The 17,017-nt window shown below is 33.3% G+C and carries 15 protein-coding genes and 1 pseudogene; 10 read left to right on the top strand and 6 right to left on the bottom strand.

What is annotated here, in order from left to right; translation table 11 throughout:
• Together QZZ51_RS12205 and QZZ51_RS12200 are read right to left on the bottom strand one after the other, a co-directional pair.
• Positions 1-813, bottom strand: a pseudogene (locus QZZ51_RS12205) (dihydroorotase); the annotation flags it as partial.
• Between the two features lie 2 nt (positions 814-815).
• A complete protein-coding gene (locus QZZ51_RS12200) occupies positions 816-1,544 on the bottom strand; it encodes a polyprenol monophosphomannose synthase (RefSeq protein ID WP_291870029.1) in 729 nt (242 codons plus the stop codon).
• Between the two features lie 133 nt (positions 1,545-1,677).
• Here QZZ51_RS12200 and QZZ51_RS12195 point away from each other — a divergent pair, with 133 nt between their 5' ends.
• The 3 genes from QZZ51_RS12195 to QZZ51_RS12185 are packed head-to-tail and all read left to right on the top strand — an operon-like array spanning position 1,678 to position 4,754.
• Complete coding sequence (locus QZZ51_RS12195; RefSeq protein WP_291870027.1) at positions 1,678-3,345, top strand: glycosyltransferase family 39 protein; 1,668 nt, start codon at positions 1,678-1,680, stop codon at positions 3,343-3,345.
• Positions 3,345-3,995 carry a DUF4271 domain-containing protein gene (locus QZZ51_RS12190; RefSeq protein WP_291870025.1) on the top strand — a complete coding sequence of 217 codons (651 nt, stop codon included), beginning with the start codon at positions 3,345-3,347 and terminating at the stop codon, positions 3,993-3,995. Before QZZ51_RS12195 ends, QZZ51_RS12190 begins: the two co-directional genes overlap by 1 nt.
• Before the next feature lie 12 nt (positions 3,996-4,007).
• On the top strand, positions 4,008-4,754 hold the full coding sequence (locus tag QZZ51_RS12185) for a uroporphyrinogen-III synthase (RefSeq protein WP_291870023.1): 747 nt from the start codon (positions 4,008-4,010) through the stop codon (positions 4,752-4,754).
• Between the two features lie 506 nt (positions 4,755-5,260).
• Here QZZ51_RS12185 and pckA read toward each other — a convergent pair.
• Together pckA and QZZ51_RS12175 are read right to left on the bottom strand one after the other, a co-directional pair.
• Complete coding sequence (gene pckA, locus QZZ51_RS12180; protein WP_291870021.1) at positions 5,261-6,877, bottom strand: phosphoenolpyruvate carboxykinase (ATP); 1,617 nt, start codon at positions 6,875-6,877, stop codon at positions 5,261-5,263.
• Between the two features lie 76 nt (positions 6,878-6,953).
• A complete protein-coding gene (locus QZZ51_RS12175; RefSeq protein WP_291870020.1) occupies positions 6,954-7,331 on the bottom strand; it encodes a DUF423 domain-containing protein in 378 nt (125 codons plus the stop codon).
• A 90-nt stretch (positions 7,332-7,421) separates the two neighbouring features.
• Here QZZ51_RS12175 and QZZ51_RS12170 point away from each other — a divergent pair, with 90 nt between their 5' ends.
• Both QZZ51_RS12170 and QZZ51_RS12165 read left to right on the top strand, forming a co-directional pair.
• Complete coding sequence (locus tag QZZ51_RS12170) at positions 7,422-8,795, top strand: saccharopine dehydrogenase NADP-binding domain-containing protein (protein ID WP_291870018.1); 1,374 nt, start codon at positions 7,422-7,424, stop codon at positions 8,793-8,795.
• Between the two features lie 48 nt (positions 8,796-8,843).
• Entirely contained in the window at positions 8,844-9,314 is a 471-nt protein-coding gene (locus QZZ51_RS12165; protein WP_291870016.1) for an Lrp/AsnC ligand binding domain-containing protein, read from the top strand.
• Positions 9,315-9,358: 44 nt separating this feature from the next.
• Here the strand turns inward: QZZ51_RS12165 and QZZ51_RS12160 are convergent, their stop codons facing one another.
• Together QZZ51_RS12160 and QZZ51_RS12155 are read right to left on the bottom strand one after the other, a co-directional pair.
• Complete coding sequence (locus tag QZZ51_RS12160; RefSeq protein WP_291870014.1) at positions 9,359-10,057, bottom strand: zinc metallopeptidase; 699 nt, start codon at positions 10,055-10,057, stop codon at positions 9,359-9,361.
• Positions 10,058-10,238: 181 nt separating this feature from the next.
• Positions 10,239-13,235, bottom strand: a complete 2,997-nt coding sequence (locus QZZ51_RS12155) for a class I tRNA ligase family protein (RefSeq protein WP_291870012.1) — start codon at positions 13,233-13,235, stop codon at positions 10,239-10,241.
• Positions 13,236-13,727: 492 nt separating this feature from the next.
• Here QZZ51_RS12155 and QZZ51_RS12150 point away from each other — a divergent pair, with 492 nt between their 5' ends.
• The 5 genes from QZZ51_RS12150 to QZZ51_RS12130 all read left to right on the top strand — a co-directional run.
• Positions 13,728-14,606 (top strand): permease-like cell division protein FtsX, encoded by an 879-nt coding sequence (locus QZZ51_RS12150; RefSeq protein WP_291870010.1) that lies wholly within the window; start codon positions 13,728-13,730, stop codon positions 14,604-14,606.
• A gap of 9 nt (positions 14,607-14,615) precedes the next feature.
• Positions 14,616-14,882 (top strand): DUF3098 domain-containing protein, encoded by a 267-nt coding sequence (locus tag QZZ51_RS12145; protein WP_291870008.1) that lies wholly within the window; start codon positions 14,616-14,618, stop codon positions 14,880-14,882.
• Between the two features lies 1 nt (position 14,883).
• Positions 14,884-15,678 carry an undecaprenyl-diphosphate phosphatase gene (locus QZZ51_RS12140; protein WP_291870007.1) on the top strand — a complete coding sequence of 265 codons (795 nt, stop codon included), beginning with the start codon at positions 14,884-14,886 and terminating at the stop codon, positions 15,676-15,678.
• A 20-nt stretch (positions 15,679-15,698) separates the two neighbouring features.
• Complete coding sequence (gene truB, locus QZZ51_RS12135) at positions 15,699-16,403, top strand: tRNA pseudouridine(55) synthase TruB (RefSeq protein WP_291870005.1); 705 nt, start codon at positions 15,699-15,701, stop codon at positions 16,401-16,403.
• Positions 16,404-16,466: 63 nt separating this feature from the next.
• Positions 16,467-17,017: hypothetical protein (locus QZZ51_RS12130; RefSeq protein ID WP_291870004.1), on the top strand; the 551-nt coding region annotated here is incomplete at its 3' end.

Below are 17,017 nucleotides of genomic sequence, written 5' to 3'. Positions count from 1 at the left end.
ATCCTCTTCTGAAAACCATAAATGGTGCACACAAACCTCCGCTGTAATTTTTTTCTGTTCTAATGGAATATCGTTTCGGAATAAATCCATTTCCTTAGCTGTGGATAAATGAAAAACATGAAATCTGGCTCCTGTTTTCTTTGCCAAAGCAATAGCCTTAGAAGAAGAAATATAACAGGCTTCTGCACTACGAATTAGTGGATGATTCTTTATTGGAATAGCATCGCCAAATTCTTCTTTATATTTTGCTAAATTTTCTCTTATCGTTGTTTCATCTTCGCAATGGGCAGAAATCACCATTTCAGTATTATTAAAAATACTTTCTATCACCTGCTCATTATCTACCAACATATTACCTGTAGACGAACCCAAAAATAACTTTACGCCAGAGCACGCATTCTTATCTAACTTCTTTATTTCCTCTAGATTATCATTAGTTCCACCAAACAAAAAAGAATAATTGGCGTAGGAACTATCTTTTGCTAGTGCAAATTTAGCTTCTAATTTCTCTATTGTTGTCGTTTGTGGGTTGGTATTTGGTTGCTCCATATACGTAGTAATTCCGCCAGCAACAGCAGCTCTACTTTCCGAAGCAATATTCCCTTTATGAGTTAAACCTGGCTCTCTAAAATGTACTTGATCATCTATAACTCCTGGAAACACATAATTCCCATTTACCTCTATAATTTTAGCCGTAGAGTCGCTAATATCTTTTCCTATTTGTAATATAAAATTATCTTGTATAAGAATATCACTTTCTATAATAGTATTTTCATTCACTATTTTAGCATTCTTTAATAATACTTTGCCCATACTTAAAATTTATTTTTTTGAAAAAGACTTCTAATTTTCATTGATAAAACTCCAAAAACAGCCTCTTTTATTATAGAACCACTCATTTTGGATTTTCCTTTTACGCGATCTCTAAAAACAATAGAGACCTCTTCGATGGTATATTTTTTTAAATACGCCCTAAACTTCATTTCTATCTGAAAAGCATACCCTATAAATCGTACCGAATCTAAATCTATATTTTCTAAAACATATCTTCTATAGCACACAAATCCTGCTGTAGGATCATCTACTCGCATTCCTGTAATCATTTTTACATAAAAAGATGCTCCATAAGACAAAAGAACTCTATACAATGGCCAATCTACAACATTGACTCCTTTTTTATAACGAGATCCTACAGAAACATCGGCCCCATTATAGCAGGCCTCATATAATCGAATTAAATCGGCAGGTGTATGCGAAAAATCTGCATCCATCTCAAAAATATAATCATACTTTTTAGCAATTGCCCATTTAAAACCGTGAATATAAGCGGTGCCAAGTCCAGATTTTTCTTTTCTAACTTCTATAAAAAGTTTGTTTACAAAAACCTCTTGCAAAGCATTTACCGCTTGAGCAGTTCCGTCGGGAGAATTATCATCCACGATTAAAACATGAAAATCTTTTTCCAAAGCAAATACTGCATGTATTATAGCTTCAATATTCTCAATCTCATTATAAGTGGGGATTATGACTAAACGATCTGACATTGAATTCTTTTGAATTTTAACAAAAATAGTGTTTTAAAAACTCTAGAAAAATGACATTATAGTATTTATGATTTTTTTTAAAAGAAAGATACGGAGTAGAATTCGTAATTTTGACAACAATTAAATCTTAAAAATGCTTAGAAAACTCCCCAAATTACTCCTTATACTACTTGGAAGTCTTCTTGTTATTAATGTATTGCAAGCTTACTTCACAGAACTCATCTATGATGAAGCATATTACTGGCACTATGCCCAAAATATGGCTTGGGGTTATTTTGACCACCCTCCTATGGTTGCCCTTCTTATTAAAATTAGCAGTTTTTTCTTTGATGGAGAATTAGGTGTCCGCTTTATGAGTTGCGTATTATCCGTAGGCAGTTTTCTTTTTTTATGGCTCTTAATAGACAACCCTAAAAAGAATGACCATATAATCCTATTTATGCTGTTTGGTTTTTCTATGACCCTAGTAAATGCATATGGGTTTTTTACCTTGCCAGATACTCCTCTTGTATTCTTTAGCTGTGCGTTTTTATTGGCCTATAAATACTTTATTAAAAAACCAACGTACATTCTTTCCGTAATTTTAGGAATTCTTATGGCTGCGTTAATGTATAGTAAATACCATGCTTTTTTGGTTATTTTCTTTGTTATCCTATCTAACATTAAACTTGTTACAACTAAATATGCTTGGGTAGCTGTTATTGTTGCTTTACTATGCTACACCCCACATTTTATATGGTTATTTGATCATGATTTTGTTTCTATAAAGTACCACATATCTGAACGACCCAATGGAGCATATAATTTTGAAAAATATACCCTTGGTTTTTTTGTTAACCTAATAGCCATATTAGGTTTTACTTTCCCATGGGTATACAAAGCTTTATATAAAACCAAAGGAACAGACCTTTTCACAAAAGCTTTACTCTATTTAACATATGGCTTTATTATATTTTTCTTTATATCTAGCTTTAATAGAAGAATACAGACCCAATGGGTAATAATAATTTCTATTCCATTATTTATAATGGTGTATAATTATATGCTTAATAATGAAAATACCAGAAAATGGATTTATAGAATGGCAATACTAAATTGCATTATTCTAGCCATACTGCGAATAGGGCTAATTTACAAACCTCTTTTCCCTATTCAGTACGAATCCCATGGCAATAAATTCTGGACAAATAATATTCAATCTCAAATAGGAGATATGCCTGTGATATTTGAAAATTCTTATCGCAATACCCCCATGTATAAGTTTTATACTGGCAACCCCTCCTTTTCATTAAATAATATTCACTATAGACAAAACCAGTACACTATAGATGACTCAGAAGCTTTAGTACAGCACAAAAAAGTAGTATACCTTTCTAAATATTTTAAAGATGGCAATTTTTCTTATAAACGTATAAATGGAAAAAATTATTACGGAAAATATATCGATAATTTTGAATCGTACAGAAAACTTAGATGTTTTATAAAAGAGGATATTGATAGTCTAAACACTAACACAACCCTAACATTACAAGTCTATAATCCATACCCGGAAAATATACCATTAAAAAAAATAAAATTTGCAGTTGGCTATTTAGATCCGTATAAAAAAGTTAAAGATATATTACCCATTTTACCAGTAGCAATAAATAAAGATTTCTTATTTTTAAAGTCTAAAGACACTACCAATTTTACATTTAGACTACCCATTCCAAAAATGAAAAAACCCAGTTACTTAAAAATTAGTATTTCTGAAAATGGCCTTATGTATGGGATCAATAGCACTAATACTAAATTAAAATAATGGAACCAATATTAAGAAATGGTGGCATTGCTGATTGGATTACAATTTTACTCTTTAGTAGTTTAGTATTTGTAATAATTGCAAAAAGTGTTTTTTACCCAAGATTTCTTAATTTTATTATTCTTCCTTTTAATAATAAATACATTTTCATGTATAATAAAAAGGAAAAATTAATGAATTGGTTTAATGTTTTTTTTACTCTTTTTCAGGTAATAAACTCCTCTATCTTTCTATTTTTTATATGGGTAATTTTTACAGAAACCAATTCCTCTGAACATGTTTTAGGCTACCTAATTATATTAGGTTTCTTATTATTATTCCTTTTTGTAAAACTTATCCTACAAGCAAGTAATGGTTTTATTTTCGGTAACATAAGGGTGTTTTCTGAATTTTTATTTAAAAAAATATCTTACTTAAATTACAGTGCAATACTAATGTTTATTGCCAACATCATACTTTCATATGTAATACAAGAATCTAAAACAGTAGTATACATTACTCTAGCTTTAATAATAATAATTAACGCAATAGGTTGGGTAACTATATTAAAGAATCATCAAAAATTTATTGCTCATAACTTTTTCTATTTTATTTTGTACCTTTGCGCTCTCGAAATTGCACCCTTCGTAATCCTAGGAAGCCTGCTATAAATAGTATAAAGTATGAAAGTAAAAACGATTTTGGTATCTCAACCAGAACCAAAAATGGAAAACTCTCCATATTCTAAACTAATTGATAAGGAAAAAGTTAAAGTTGATTTTAGACCTTTTATTCACGTAGAAGGAGTAGATGCTAAGACTGTACGCCAACAAAAAATAGATTTACATAAGTTTACTGCAATTATTCTTACTAGCAGAAACGCCGTAGATCATTTTTTTAGAATTGCAGAAGAAATGCGTTTTAAAGTTCCAGATAGCATGAAGTATTTTTGCCAATCGGAAGCTGTTGCATATTACTTGCAAAAATATGTAGTGTACAGAAAACGTAAGATCTATGTTGGTAAAATGTATTTTCCTGACTTAGTTACTTTATTTAAAAAATACAAGGAAGAGAAATTTTTATTACCCTCTTCTGATGTATTAAAACCAATTGTTCCAACAACTTTGGACGAATTAGGGGTAACTTGGACAAGAGCCATTTTTTATAAAACAGTAATAAGTGATTTATCTGATTTAAGAGATGTTTATTATGATATTTTGGTTTTCTTTAGTCCGTCTGGAATAGAGTCCTTGTTAAGAAACTTTCCTGATTTTGACCAAAAAAATACCCGTATAGCTGTCTTTGGAAACTCTACAGTTAATGCTGCTACAGATGCTGGTTTACGAATAGATATTAAAGCTCCTATGCCAGATACGCCATCCATGACAATGGCATTACAGAAGTACATACATGAGGAAAACAAAAAATAACCTTATTTTGTCTAATCCTAAAAAATCGATGCCGATTATTAAAGGATTTAATTTATAAAGTAAAGCTGAACAATGAAATCATTGTTCAGCTTTTTTGATTTGTACTGTTTTCTTTTAAATTTATTTTGTGTGGCATTTACATAGACGGTAGCATATGATTGAGGACTTGTACTACCCTAAAAAGTTTATCTCTATCTACATTAAAAATAGAGCGTTCATCTTTATGCAAGTAACACAAATTTCTTGCTCCTAATCTATGCATATTACGCACATTACCTAGGTTCTACGCGTGCTTTTTGTCCCCATAATAACTTTTACCTTCACCTGTAGGCTCATGCACTACTTTAAATTTAAAAAGAAATCGAGTAATTTTTCTAGGTACGCCTTACATACCGATTGTTTTCTGATGTTTTCATTACACTAAATTTTTAGTGTATCGCTATTTCAGGACGGGACACTTATAGAAAACAAAAAACCCTGAGAAATTCTCAGGGTTTTTTGTTTTACTAAAAAGAGTATCGTTGCGGGCCTCCGCGTCTTATCTCTTCGCTAGCATAAGATTCAAATTTTTCGAAATTCTCTCTAAAGGCATTCGATAATTTAAATGCTGTTTTATAATATTTTTCATCATCATTCCAAGTTGTTCTAGGACTTAAGACCTCCGTAGGAACACCTGGACAAGATCTTGGTTGCGCAACACCAAATACAGAATGTATGTGGTAATTATCGTAAGAGTATGGCCCTAAATCACCATTTAAAGCAGCATGAATCATTGCTCGTGTATACTTTAACTTCATACGGGTACCAACACCGTAAGGACCACCTGTCCAACCTGTATTTACCAACCAAACATTCACTCCCGAATCTTTCATTTTTTTACTTAACATCTCTGCATACTCCGTAGGATGTAAAGGCATAAAAGGTGCTCCAAAACATGCTGAAAAAGAAGGTTGTGGCTCTACCACACCTGCTTCTGTTCCTGCCACTTTAGCCGTATAACCAGATATAAAATGATACGCAGCTTGTGTTGGTGTTAACTTAGATATTGGAGGCAAAACACCAAAAGCATCTGCTGTTAAAAAGAATATGTTCTTAGGATTATGACCAATAGATGGTTGCTTAATATTTTCAATATGATATAAAGGATAACTAACTCTAGTATTCTGTGTAATACTTATATCTGCAAAATCTACTACACCTTTATCATCCATTACGACGTTTTCTAGAATAGCCCCCTTTTTAATCGCTCCGAAGATTTCAGGCTCATTTTCACCTGATAAGTTAATTACCTTAGCATAGCAACCTCCTTCAAAATTAAAAACAGCATTTTCATTATTCCATCCGTGCTCATCGTCCCCAATTAATTTTCGTGTTGGATCTGTAGATAAAGTTGTTTTTCCGGTTCCAGACAATCCAAAAAAGATTGCAGTATCCCCATCATCACCAACATTAGCAGAACAATGCATAGGCAACGTATTTTTCTGCACAGGCAAAATAAAGTTAAGCGCAGAAAAAATACCTTTTTTAATTTCTCCAGTATACCCTGTTCCTCCTATTAAAGCAATTTTCTTTGTAAAATTTAAAATTGCAAAATTGTGTTGTCTCGTTCCATCCACATCCGCAACTGCCATAAAACCTGGGGCATTTATCACCGTCCATTCAGGATCAAAACTCTTAAGCTCTTCAGATGTTGGTCTTATAAACATATTATAAGCAAACATATTAGACCAAGGGTATTCATTAATTACCCTAATATTAATTCTATAATTAATGTCTGCACAAGCATAACAATCCCGTACATATAATTCCTTTTCATTTAAATAAGAAATTACTTTATCATGTAACTTGTCAAAAGCGTCTGCCTCAAAAGGGATATTTATATCTCCCCACCAAATTCTATCTTTAGTAATTGCATCTTTTACAATAAAACGATCCATAGGAGACCTTCCTGTAAATTCTCCTGTATTAATCGCTAATGCTCCGCTAGAAGATTCCACTCCCAACTTTTTCTCTATGGTCACTGCATGTAACTCATCTGCAGAAAGCTGATACTTAATGTTATCATGATTGATTCCATAATTCTTAAGCGAAATCGTTTTCGTATTTTGCCTCTGTTTATCCATACAAATTTTAGTTTAGGGTGCTAAAATATATATTTTTTAATCCGCCCCCAATAGAAAAGTTAATTTATTAGACAAATTACCTGAAAGCCCGATAGCCTAATACTATCCAACCAAAAATTAGAAATACTCCGCCAATAGGCGTTAAAAGAGCAATAACCCTATAATCGAAACTTGTTAAACAATTTATTGCAAGCAAGTAAATTGAAAAAGAAAAAAGTATTACACCTATGGTAATTAAATAAAAAATACTCTTTTTACCTTTTTCACTTATTGCTGTCATACTACTTAAAAACAACAACAACAAAGCATGGTACATTTGGTAACGCACACCTGTTTCAAAAGTCGCCAATGCATCTTCTGGTAATACTTTTTCTAATCCATGCGCTCCAAAAGCACCCAAGACTATTGCCAGTACCCCAAATATAATCCCAACAAGAAATATTGTTTTGTTCATAACATATATTGTATGTATTTTTACATTTGTAACAATTTAGACTTCAAAACCTAATTGTTACCTATAAAACAAAACTACACTTAAAAATACATGTTACGAAAAATACTTATTGTAGGCGCTGGTAAATCCACTTCCTATTTAATTGATTATTTCTTAGATAAAGCTAAAGAAGAAAACCTACAATTAACCATAGGTGATATAAACCCAAAAGCAATTGCACCACATATAGCGGAACACCCTGCATGTATAACTCTAAAGCTCGATGTTTTTAAGAAAGAAGAGCGCCAAAAAGCTATTTCCGAGAGTAATATAGTTGTATCTATGCTACCTGCCCGTTTTCATATGCTTGTTGCTAAAGATTGTATTCAATTCTCCAAACATTTAATTACAGCTTCTTATGTGAGTGATGAAATTATGGCTTTGGACCAAGAAGCCAAAGACAAAGGTTTAGTCTTTATGAATGAAATAGGTCTTGATCCAGGGATAGACCACATGAGTGCCATGCAAATCCTAGATAATATTAGAGAAAAAGGAGGTAAAATATTACTTTTTGAGTCTTTTACTGGAGGCCTTGTTGCCCCAGAAAGCGATACTAACTTATGGAATTATAAATTTACATGGAACCCCAGAAATGTAGTGGTTGCTGGCCAAGGAGGTACTGCTCAGTTTATTCAAGAAGGAACCTATAAATATATTCCCTACCACAAATTATTTAGAAGAACGGAATTTTTAGATGTTAAAGGTTATGGTAAGTTTGAAGCCTACCCGAACAGAGATTCTCTAAAATATCGCGAAATATACGGTCTAGAAGATGCCCTAACCCTATACCGAGGCACCATGCGTAAAGTAGGTTTTTCTAAAGCATGGAATGTTTTTGTACAATTAGGAATGACAGACGATAGCTATACCATAGAAAATTCTCAAGGAATGACATATAGGGAGTTTGTAAACCTTTTCTTAGCATACTCTCCAACAGATTCTGTAGAGCTAAAATTTAGACACTATTTAAAAATTGACCAAGATGACAGTACTTGGTCTAAATTCTTAGAATTAGATTTATTTTCTAACACTAAAACTATAACCTTAACAAAGGCTACTCCCGCACAAATACTCCAAGAAATTCTTGAGGCCAGTTGGACCCTAAGCGAGGATGACAAGGATATGATTGTTATGTATCATAAATTTGGTTACGAGCTAAATGGTAAGAAACACCAAATAGATGCTGATCTTGTTGTTACTGGAGAAAACCACACACATACCGCAATGGCAAAAACTGTTGGTCTGCCAGTGGCAATTGCAACATTACTTGTTTTAAATAAAAGAATAACCAGCCCTGGAGTTCAAATTCCTATTAAAAAAGAAGTTTACGAACCCATACTTAAAGAATTAAAACAATATGGCGTCCTTTTTAAAGAACATAAAGTTCCTTATCTAGGCTACAATCCTGACACTGTTGCTAGTTAGTATTTATTAATATTTTAGTATTTTTACTGTACATTTGAAACTACTTCTATGAAATCTACTACCAAAAATGTAAAAATTGATGGAATTGACAAGAAAATTCTAAGATTTTTAATGTCTGATGCAAGAAAACCTGTTTTAGAAATTGCAAGAAGTATTGGTATTTCTGGAGCAGCAATACACCAACGTCTTAGAAAACTAGAAGCTTCTGGCCTATTATCTGGCTCTAAGTTCATCATTAACCCAAAAGTAATGGGCTATACTACTATGGCGTACATTGGTATTTATTTAGACAAAGCCATGAGTAACCCTGTCGCTGTAAAGCAATTGGAGAAAATTCCTGAAGTCTTAGAGTGCCATTACACCACAGGAAACTGGTCTATTTTAATAAAAATACTCTGTAGAGATAATGAACATTTAATGCATGTTTTAAATAGAGAAATACAGCAAATAGAAGGGATTTCTAGAACAGAAACTTTTATCTCTCTAGACCAGCAAATAGATAGACAAATAACGATATAAAAAAAGCCTCCAAATGGAGGCTTTTATATTTTTAAGGAAACTTATTAATCTCTACTTGCAACTCGCATAGCAAAATATAATAAGGTTGCTAATGCACCAATAGCCGCTACTAAATACGTTCTGGCAGCCCATTTTAAAGCATCTTCTGCTCCTGCATATTCTTCTTGGCTTACCATATTTTTATTCTTTAACCAAGCCAATGCTCTATTACTTGCATCATACTCTACAGGTAGTGTTATAAAACTAAATAACGTTCCTATTCCGTAAAGTGCAACCCCAACCCAAGCAATAGTACCCCCAATAGCAGTAGTACCCATTAGCATTAATCCTCCCATAATTACCCACATAGAAAATTTAGAGGTAACATTTAAAACTGGAACCAGTTTAGAACGCATTTGTAACCAACTGTAAGCTGTGGCATGTTGTACCGCATGTCCGCATTCATGCGCCGCAACTGCAGCAGCTGAAGCATTGCGCTGCCCATATACACTTTCACTTAAATTAACCGTTTTATTGGCCGGATTGTAATGGTCTGTAAGCATCCCAGGTGTAGAAATAACTTTTACATCGCGAATACCATGATCTGCCAACATTTTCTCTGCAATCTCCGCTCCACTTAATCCATTTCTTAAATGTACTTGTGAATATTTTTTAAATTTACTTTTTAGACGTTTACTAACTAACATACTGAAAAGGCTAAAAGCTCCAGCGATTACAATATATCCTATATCAAATCCAAACATAATTTCTTTTTTAATTTTAAATAAATATACTAAAGAATCTGTCTTCTAAACAAATCCTAATACTTAGAATGCAAAAACCTAGCCAATAATACGCTCTGCCAACATGTCTTTTTCTAAAGCAGAAAAAGGTTGGTACATTTAGTATGCTCCAACCTTTTCGTTTATAAAAAAACTCCTCTTTTTACCCTACAATATTCACAATTTTACCCAGAACAACAATAACCTTCTTGGGTGTTCTTCCTTGTAACTGTTGCTGTGTTTTTTCGTGAGACATTACAGCGGCTTCAATATCTTCCTTACTCATATCTAACGGTAACTCTAACTTAAAACGCATTTTACCATTAAAAGAAACAGGATATTCTTTACTGCTTTCTACTAAATGAGAAGCGTCAAAAGCAGGGAATGGTGCCGTAGAGATAGACTCTTTATTCCCTAACTGACTCCATAATTCTTCTGCAATATGCGGTGCATAAGGCGATACCAAAATAGCCAAAGACTCTAATACCGATTTGCTAGTACATTTCTGCGCAGACAACTCATTTACACAAATCATAAACGTAGAAACCGATGTATTGAAAGAGAAATTTGCAATATCTTCTTCTACTTTTTTTATGGTTTTATGTAGTGTTTTAAGGTTGTCTTTGGTTGGCTCCGTGTCTGTAAACTTTGCCCCATTATCATCAAAATACAAACGCCATAGCTTTTTTAAGAAACCGTGTGTTCCTGTAATACCAGCTGTATTCCAAGGTTTAGATTGCTCTAAAGGCCCTAAAAACATCTCGTACAAACGCAAAGAATCTGCGCCGTATTCCTCACAAATTTCATCTGGACTTACCACATTGTATTTAGACTTGGACATTTTTTCTACCTCGCGAAAAACCTTGAAAGTACCATCTTCTTCTGTTATAAACTCAGCATCTTTGTATTCTCTCTTAGTCTCAAGATCTACTTTTAAACTTTTAAATTCAAGTTCATCAGAAGAATTTACAAATCTAACATTAACATGGCTTTTTTGAATATTGAAACTAATTAAGTTCAAAATATCAGATGAAAAACTAGTTTTTGAATTTATAAATTTTAGTATCCGGCTATTAGTATTTCTCCCTTCACAAATACCTTTCGATAAATAGACACTCTTAACCTCTCCTACTAAAACAACTAAATCATCCTTAACTTCTTTGCTATAATTAGATGGATTCTTAACAAGAATCTCTTCAACTTTATCATTATCAAGAAAAACTTTACTTAAAAAAGCACTAGTCCCCGTAATCATCCCTTGGTTAATCAGTTTTTTAGCAAACTCGTCTTTAGGAACCAATCCTTTATCGAACATAAATTTTTGCCAAAAACGGCTATACAATAAATGCCCTGTAGCATGCTCGCTACCGCCTATATACAAATCTACATCTTGCCAATAATTCATCGCCTCTTTAGAGAAAATTTCATCTTCATTGGTAGGATCCATATACCGATTAAAGTATTGCGAACTTCCTGCCCAACCTGGCATCGTATTCAACTCCAACGGCCACACGGTGGTATTATTTAACTGACTATTAGCAACCACTTTATTAGCAACGGTATCCCAAGCCCAAACAGTAGCGTTGCCTAATGGCGGCTCCCCAGTTTCGGTTGGCAAATATTTTTCTACTTCTGGCAATGCAATTGGTAAATGTTCAGGAGCTATCATTTGCGGCATTCCGTCTACATAATACACTGGGAAAGGTTCTCCCCAATACCGCTGTCTACTAAAAACAGCATCGCGTAATCGGTAGTTTATTTTTCCTTCGCCTTGCCCTAATTTTTCTAGCTCATAGATTGCTAATTTCATAGCTTTCTTATACGGTAATCCGTTTAAGAAATCGGAATTTGCAATTATAGTTTTATCCTTATCGGCATGCGCTTCTTCAGAAATATCTACACCTTCAAAAACATTAGGAATTGCAATTCCAAAATGTTTTGCAAAATCGTAATCTCTTTGATCCCCACAAGGAACAGACATTACTGCACCTGTACCGTAACCTGCCAAAACATAATCGCCAATCCAAATAGGAATAGGTTCTTTAGAGAAAGGGTGTTCTGCATAAGCACCAGTGAAAGCACCAGATATAGTTTTAACATCTGCCATACGATCACGTTCGGAACGTTTCGCCGTAGCTTCTATATAGGCTTCTACTTCTTCCTTCTGTTCTGGCGTTGTAATTTGTAAAACCAAATCGTGCTCTGGCGCTAAAGTCATAAAACTTACGCCGAAAATAGTATCGGGTCTTGTTGTAAAAACATCAATAATTTCATCATGGCCATTCACATTAAATACTGCGGATGCACCTTGGCTTCTTCCTATCCAATTGGTCTGCGAATCTTTTAAAGGTTGTGGCCAATCTATCTTTTCTAAACCATCTAACAAGCGTTGTGCGTATGCAGAAATACGCATACTCCATTGGGTCATTTTTTTACGAATAACAGAATGACCACCACGTTCTGAAACGCCATTTACAATCTCGTCATTAGCCAAAACGGTTCCTAATGCTGGGCACCAGTTTACTTCGGTCTCTGCTAAGTAGGTTAATCTATATTGTAATAAAATTTCTTGTTTTCTTTTATCAGAAAAACTATTCCAATCCACAGCCGAAAATGCAGCAATAGCATCATCACAAACAGCATTAATAGTTGCATTACCGTCTTTCTCAAAAACAGTAATTAAAGTTTCTATATCTTCTGCCTTATCCGTTCCCTTATTATACCAAGAATTGAACAATTGAATAAAAATCCATTGCGTCCATTTATAGTATTTTGGGTCTGATGTTCTTACCTCACGACTCCAATCGAAAGAGAAACCAATTTTATCTAATTGCTCTCTATATCTTTTAACATTGGTTGCTGTAGTAATTGCAGGATGCTGCCCCGTTTGTATAGCATATTGTTCTGCAGGTAGCCCAAAAGAATCGTAACCCTGCGGATGCAATACATTAAAACCTTTATGTCTTTTATAACGTGCATAGATATCACTGGCAATATAACCAAGAGGGTGACCAACATGTAAACCCGCCCCCGAAGGATAAGGAAACATATCTAGAACATAGAATTTTTCTTTATCAGAATTATTTTCTGCTTTAAACGTTTGGTTCTCTGCCCAATATTTTTGCCACTTGGCTTCAATTTCATTGAAATTGTACTGCATGATAGGTATACTTTAATTCGCCGCAAAAATAAGTTTAATAAAGGAAAGGGGAAAACTAAAGCAATACCTTGTTTATGGTTGAAGTAATTTTCCTCTATATAAAACCCAAATCATAGATAATATAGCAGATAGGTTAATAGCATAGCCAAATGATTTAAAGGAAAAGTAACAAACAAAAGTCCGACCAAAAAAGGAACCAAATAAATGTTCATTTTTTTAATATTGGGATAGTACAAATACTAATTTCTTAATTTCTGGGGATGCCAGGAATATACCTAGTACTCCAACCGCTATATAAAAAAATTAAAATTTTTAGACCTACCTTTGAATGGGATGTCTATTAATGGTCCCAAACTCCCTACAACGTACTATTTGGGATAGAAAACTCCATTTACAAAGGACCTTTCTCTTTAAAAAGATAATCTACCTATTTAAAAGATTTGATGTTCTTTTAAAATTACTTTCCTATTTTTACGATACGGATTATCTACTATGAGCAAATCTTTTGAAAATTATCAAAAAAGAAAATTAATTTCCTCCTACTTTTCGGTAGTACTTAGTATAGCCCTAGTATTATTTTTACTAGGTATTTTAGGTCTCTTAGTTTTGAATACTAAAAAAATGGCAGACCATTTTAAAGAGCAGATTACAGTTTCTGTCTTTTTAAAAGATAGCGCTAAAGAGGTAGAAATAGACCAAATGCAAAAAAGCCTAGCCATGGCTGAATATTCTAAAAAGGCTACTTACGTTTCCAAAGAAGAAGCGGCGGAACAACACACCAAAGAGATTGGAGAAAATTTTCAAGATTTTTTAGGCTATAACCCCCTAAAAAACTCCATAGATATACAATTAAATGCAGATTTTGTTTCTCCAGAACAGATTGAGAAAATTGCTAAAGAAATATCTAAAAAAGGATATGTAGACGAGGTTAGCTATGATAAACCTTTGGTTGGCCTACTTACAGAAAACGTAAAAAAATTAGGTTTCTGGATTTTAGTAGCCAGTGCAATCTTTACATTTATTGCTGTTTTATTAATTAACAGCTCCATTAGACTATCTATCTATTCCAAACGTTTTATAATAAAAACTATGCAAATGGTTGGTGCAACTAAGACCTTTATAAGACGTCCGTTTATACTAAACAACATTAAACTTGGAATATTAGGCTCCATTATAGCTATACTAGCTTTAATTGGTGTTTTCTATTACATTAATGAAAACTTTAGTGAGCTTGGACTGTTTGAAGACCCAACTGTATTAGTTATACTTTTGGCTTCCGTTTTTGTTTTAGGAGTACTCATTTCTTTTATTAGCACTTATTTTGCAACACAGCGCTTCTTAAACCTTAGAACCGACGAATTATATTACTAAATTTGCCCCATGAGCAAAAAACAAAATTCCAAACTGGAAAACTCAGGAAAAACAGAGTTCATTTTTCAAAAGAAAAACTACTTATTTATGTTCATAGGATTAGCCTGTATAGCTTTAGGCTTTATCTTAATGAGCGGCGGTGGTAGTGATGACCCTAATGTTTTTAATGACGACATTTATAATTTTAGAAGAATTCGCTTAGCACCAACCCTTGTACTAATTGGACTTGGGATAGAAGTATATGCTATATTATTAAATCCACATAAGAAAAAATAATTTGGAAACTTTAGATGCTATTATCCTTGGAATTATTCAAGGTTTAACCGAATTTTTACCCGTTTCTTCTAGCGGACATTTAGAGCTAGGAAAAGCTATTCTAGGAGATAACTCTGTTCCTGAAGAGAGTCTTTTATTTACTGTTATACTTCATTTTGCTACGGCTTTGAGCACCATTGTTGTTTTTAGAAAAGATATTTGGGAAATTCTAAGCGGGTTATTCCAATTTAAATGGAATGAAGAAATGCAATTTTCTTTAAAAATTATTACTTCTATGGTTCCGGCTGTTTTTGTTGGATTATTTTTTGAAGAGCAATTAGAAAGCTTTTTCGGAGGAAATATTCGTTTTGTTGGCTTTATGCTAATCATAACAGCTGTACTACTTTATTTTGCAGACAAAGCAAAGGACACCGATAAAAAAGTAAGTTTTAGCACTGCTGTTATAGTAGGTATCTCGCAAGCTATTGCAATGCTTCCTGGTATTTCTAGAAGTGGCGCCACAATATCTACTTCAGTACTATTAGGTGTTGACAAAACTAAGGCTGCACGTTTTTCTTTCTTAATGGTAGTTCCTTTAATTTTCGGAAAAATAGGTAAGGATTTATTTAGTGGTGATTTAACCTTTACTGGAGATAACAATTTAGCCATGGGAGCAGGTTTTATAGCTGCTTTTGTTGCTGGCTTAGCTGCTTGTACTTGGATGATCCAACTCGTAAAGAAAAGCAAACTCTCTTATTTTGCTATATACTGTTTAATCGTAGGTCTTATTGCCATTACATACGGCTATATGGCTTAAAATTATAATAACCCACTCTATTGAAAACCCTAGAAGATTTTTTAGAAGGACAAATTTTACTAGTAGACAAGCCCTTAACATGGACTTCTTTCCAGGCTGTAAACAAAATTAAGTGGGATATCCGTAAAACTTTTAATATAAAAAAAATAAAAGTTGGCCATGCAGGAACATTAGATCCTTTAGCCACAGGGTTACTTATAATTTGTACTGGAAAATTTACCAAAAAAATTACTGAAATACAGGGTCAATCCAAAGAATATACAGGCACTATTACTCTTGGAGGCACTACTCCTTCTTTTGATTTAGAAACAGAGGTAAATGAAACATTCCCGACAGATCATATAACAGCAGAACTTATCCAAGATACCATTCCTCAATTTTTAGGTGAAATAGAGCAAATACCTCCCGTATTTTCTGCATTAAAAAAAGATGGGAAACGCCTTTATGAATATGCTAGAGCAGGTAAAGAAGTAGAAATAAAAAAAAGACAAGTTACTGTATCTGAATTTGAAATAACAGCAATAAATCTACCCAACATAACATTTAGAATTGTTTGCAGTAAAGGTACATACATACGTTCCATAGCCAATGATTTTGGAAAAGCACTACAATCGGGAGGGCATTTATCTTCATTAAGAAGAACCAAAATAGGAGAGTACAACGTAGATATAGCGATAGACCCCACTAAATTTGGAGAGATGTTACCAGAAAAAGGTGGAAATTAAAATAAGATCCGTCCCTTTTAAAGGTCTAATAAAATATTTTAGTAAAAAAGAGGTTATAACCCTATGCGTTTAAATCGTAAACACTTATCATTTTTAATTACCGTTTTCTCCCTGTCTATCATGGTGTTAGCGCTATACAATGTACACTTAGGCAAACAAAAAAGCCAAGATGAGTATGTTGTAGAAATGGTTATGCTCGATGATGAACTAGAAGCACTTCTAGAAGAAAAAGAAAAATTAGAAGAACAAGCTAAGGCGGATCCTATTAAAAGTCACTTAGCCTTTAATGAAACTTCCAAACCAAGTTACAGCGACCCAGAACCATTAAAAACCTTAGACGAAATATTAGAAGAAAGAGAATTAACTAGTAATAGTGATGCTCCTTCGGATAATTCGGAATCTGAATATAATGCTCGTATAAAAGAGTTAGCAAAAAAAAGAGAAGAGAAAAAACAACTTCTGGGGGAAAGAGAAGAGAAAAAAGAAGAATTTACTAATAACCTAGCAGAACGCAAAACTTCGGTTTCCTATTCTCTAGTTAATAGAAACAACTATAAGTTACCTCCACCAATATACACCTGCATAGAAGGTGGTAAAGTTGTTATTAATATTAT

It is taken from the genome of Maribacter sp. (genome assembly GCF_016744255.1).
Lineage (GTDB): Bacteria > Bacteroidota > Bacteroidia > Flavobacteriales > Flavobacteriaceae > Maribacter_B.
This window is presented reverse-complemented; position numbering and strand designations above follow the sequence as displayed.

Coding starts and splice junctions, on each gene's coding strand:
- QZZ51_RS12200 (WP_291870029.1), bottom strand. CDS start 1,544: ATGTCAGATCGTTTAGTCATAATCCCCACTTATAATGAGATTGAGAAT.
- QZZ51_RS12195 (WP_291870027.1), top strand. CDS start 1,678: ATGCTTAGAAAACTCCCCAAATTACTCCTTATACTACTTGGAAGTCTT.
- QZZ51_RS12190 (WP_291870025.1), top strand. CDS start 3,345: ATGGAACCAATATTAAGAAATGGTGGCATTGCTGATTGGATTACAATT.
- QZZ51_RS12185 (WP_291870023.1), top strand. CDS start 4,008: ATGAAAGTAAAAACGATTTTGGTATCTCAACCAGAACCAAAAATGGAA.
- pckA (WP_291870021.1), bottom strand. CDS start 6,877: ATGGATAAACAGAGGCAAAATACGAAAACGATTTCGCTTAAGAATTAT.
- QZZ51_RS12175 (WP_291870020.1), bottom strand. CDS start 7,331: ATGAACAAAACAATATTTCTTGTTGGGATTATATTTGGGGTACTGGCA.
- QZZ51_RS12170 (WP_291870018.1), top strand. CDS start 7,422: ATGTTACGAAAAATACTTATTGTAGGCGCTGGTAAATCCACTTCCTAT.
- QZZ51_RS12165 (WP_291870016.1), top strand. CDS start 8,844: ATGAAATCTACTACCAAAAATGTAAAAATTGATGGAATTGACAAGAAA.
- QZZ51_RS12160 (WP_291870014.1), bottom strand. CDS start 10,057: ATGTTTGGATTTGATATAGGATATATTGTAATCGCTGGAGCTTTTAGC.
- QZZ51_RS12155 (WP_291870012.1), bottom strand. CDS start 13,235: ATGCAGTACAATTTCAATGAAATTGAAGCCAAGTGGCAAAAATATTGG.
- QZZ51_RS12150 (WP_291870010.1), top strand. CDS start 13,728: ATGAGCAAATCTTTTGAAAATTATCAAAAAAGAAAATTAATTTCCTCC.
- QZZ51_RS12145 (WP_291870008.1), top strand. CDS start 14,616: ATGAGCAAAAAACAAAATTCCAAACTGGAAAACTCAGGAAAAACAGAG.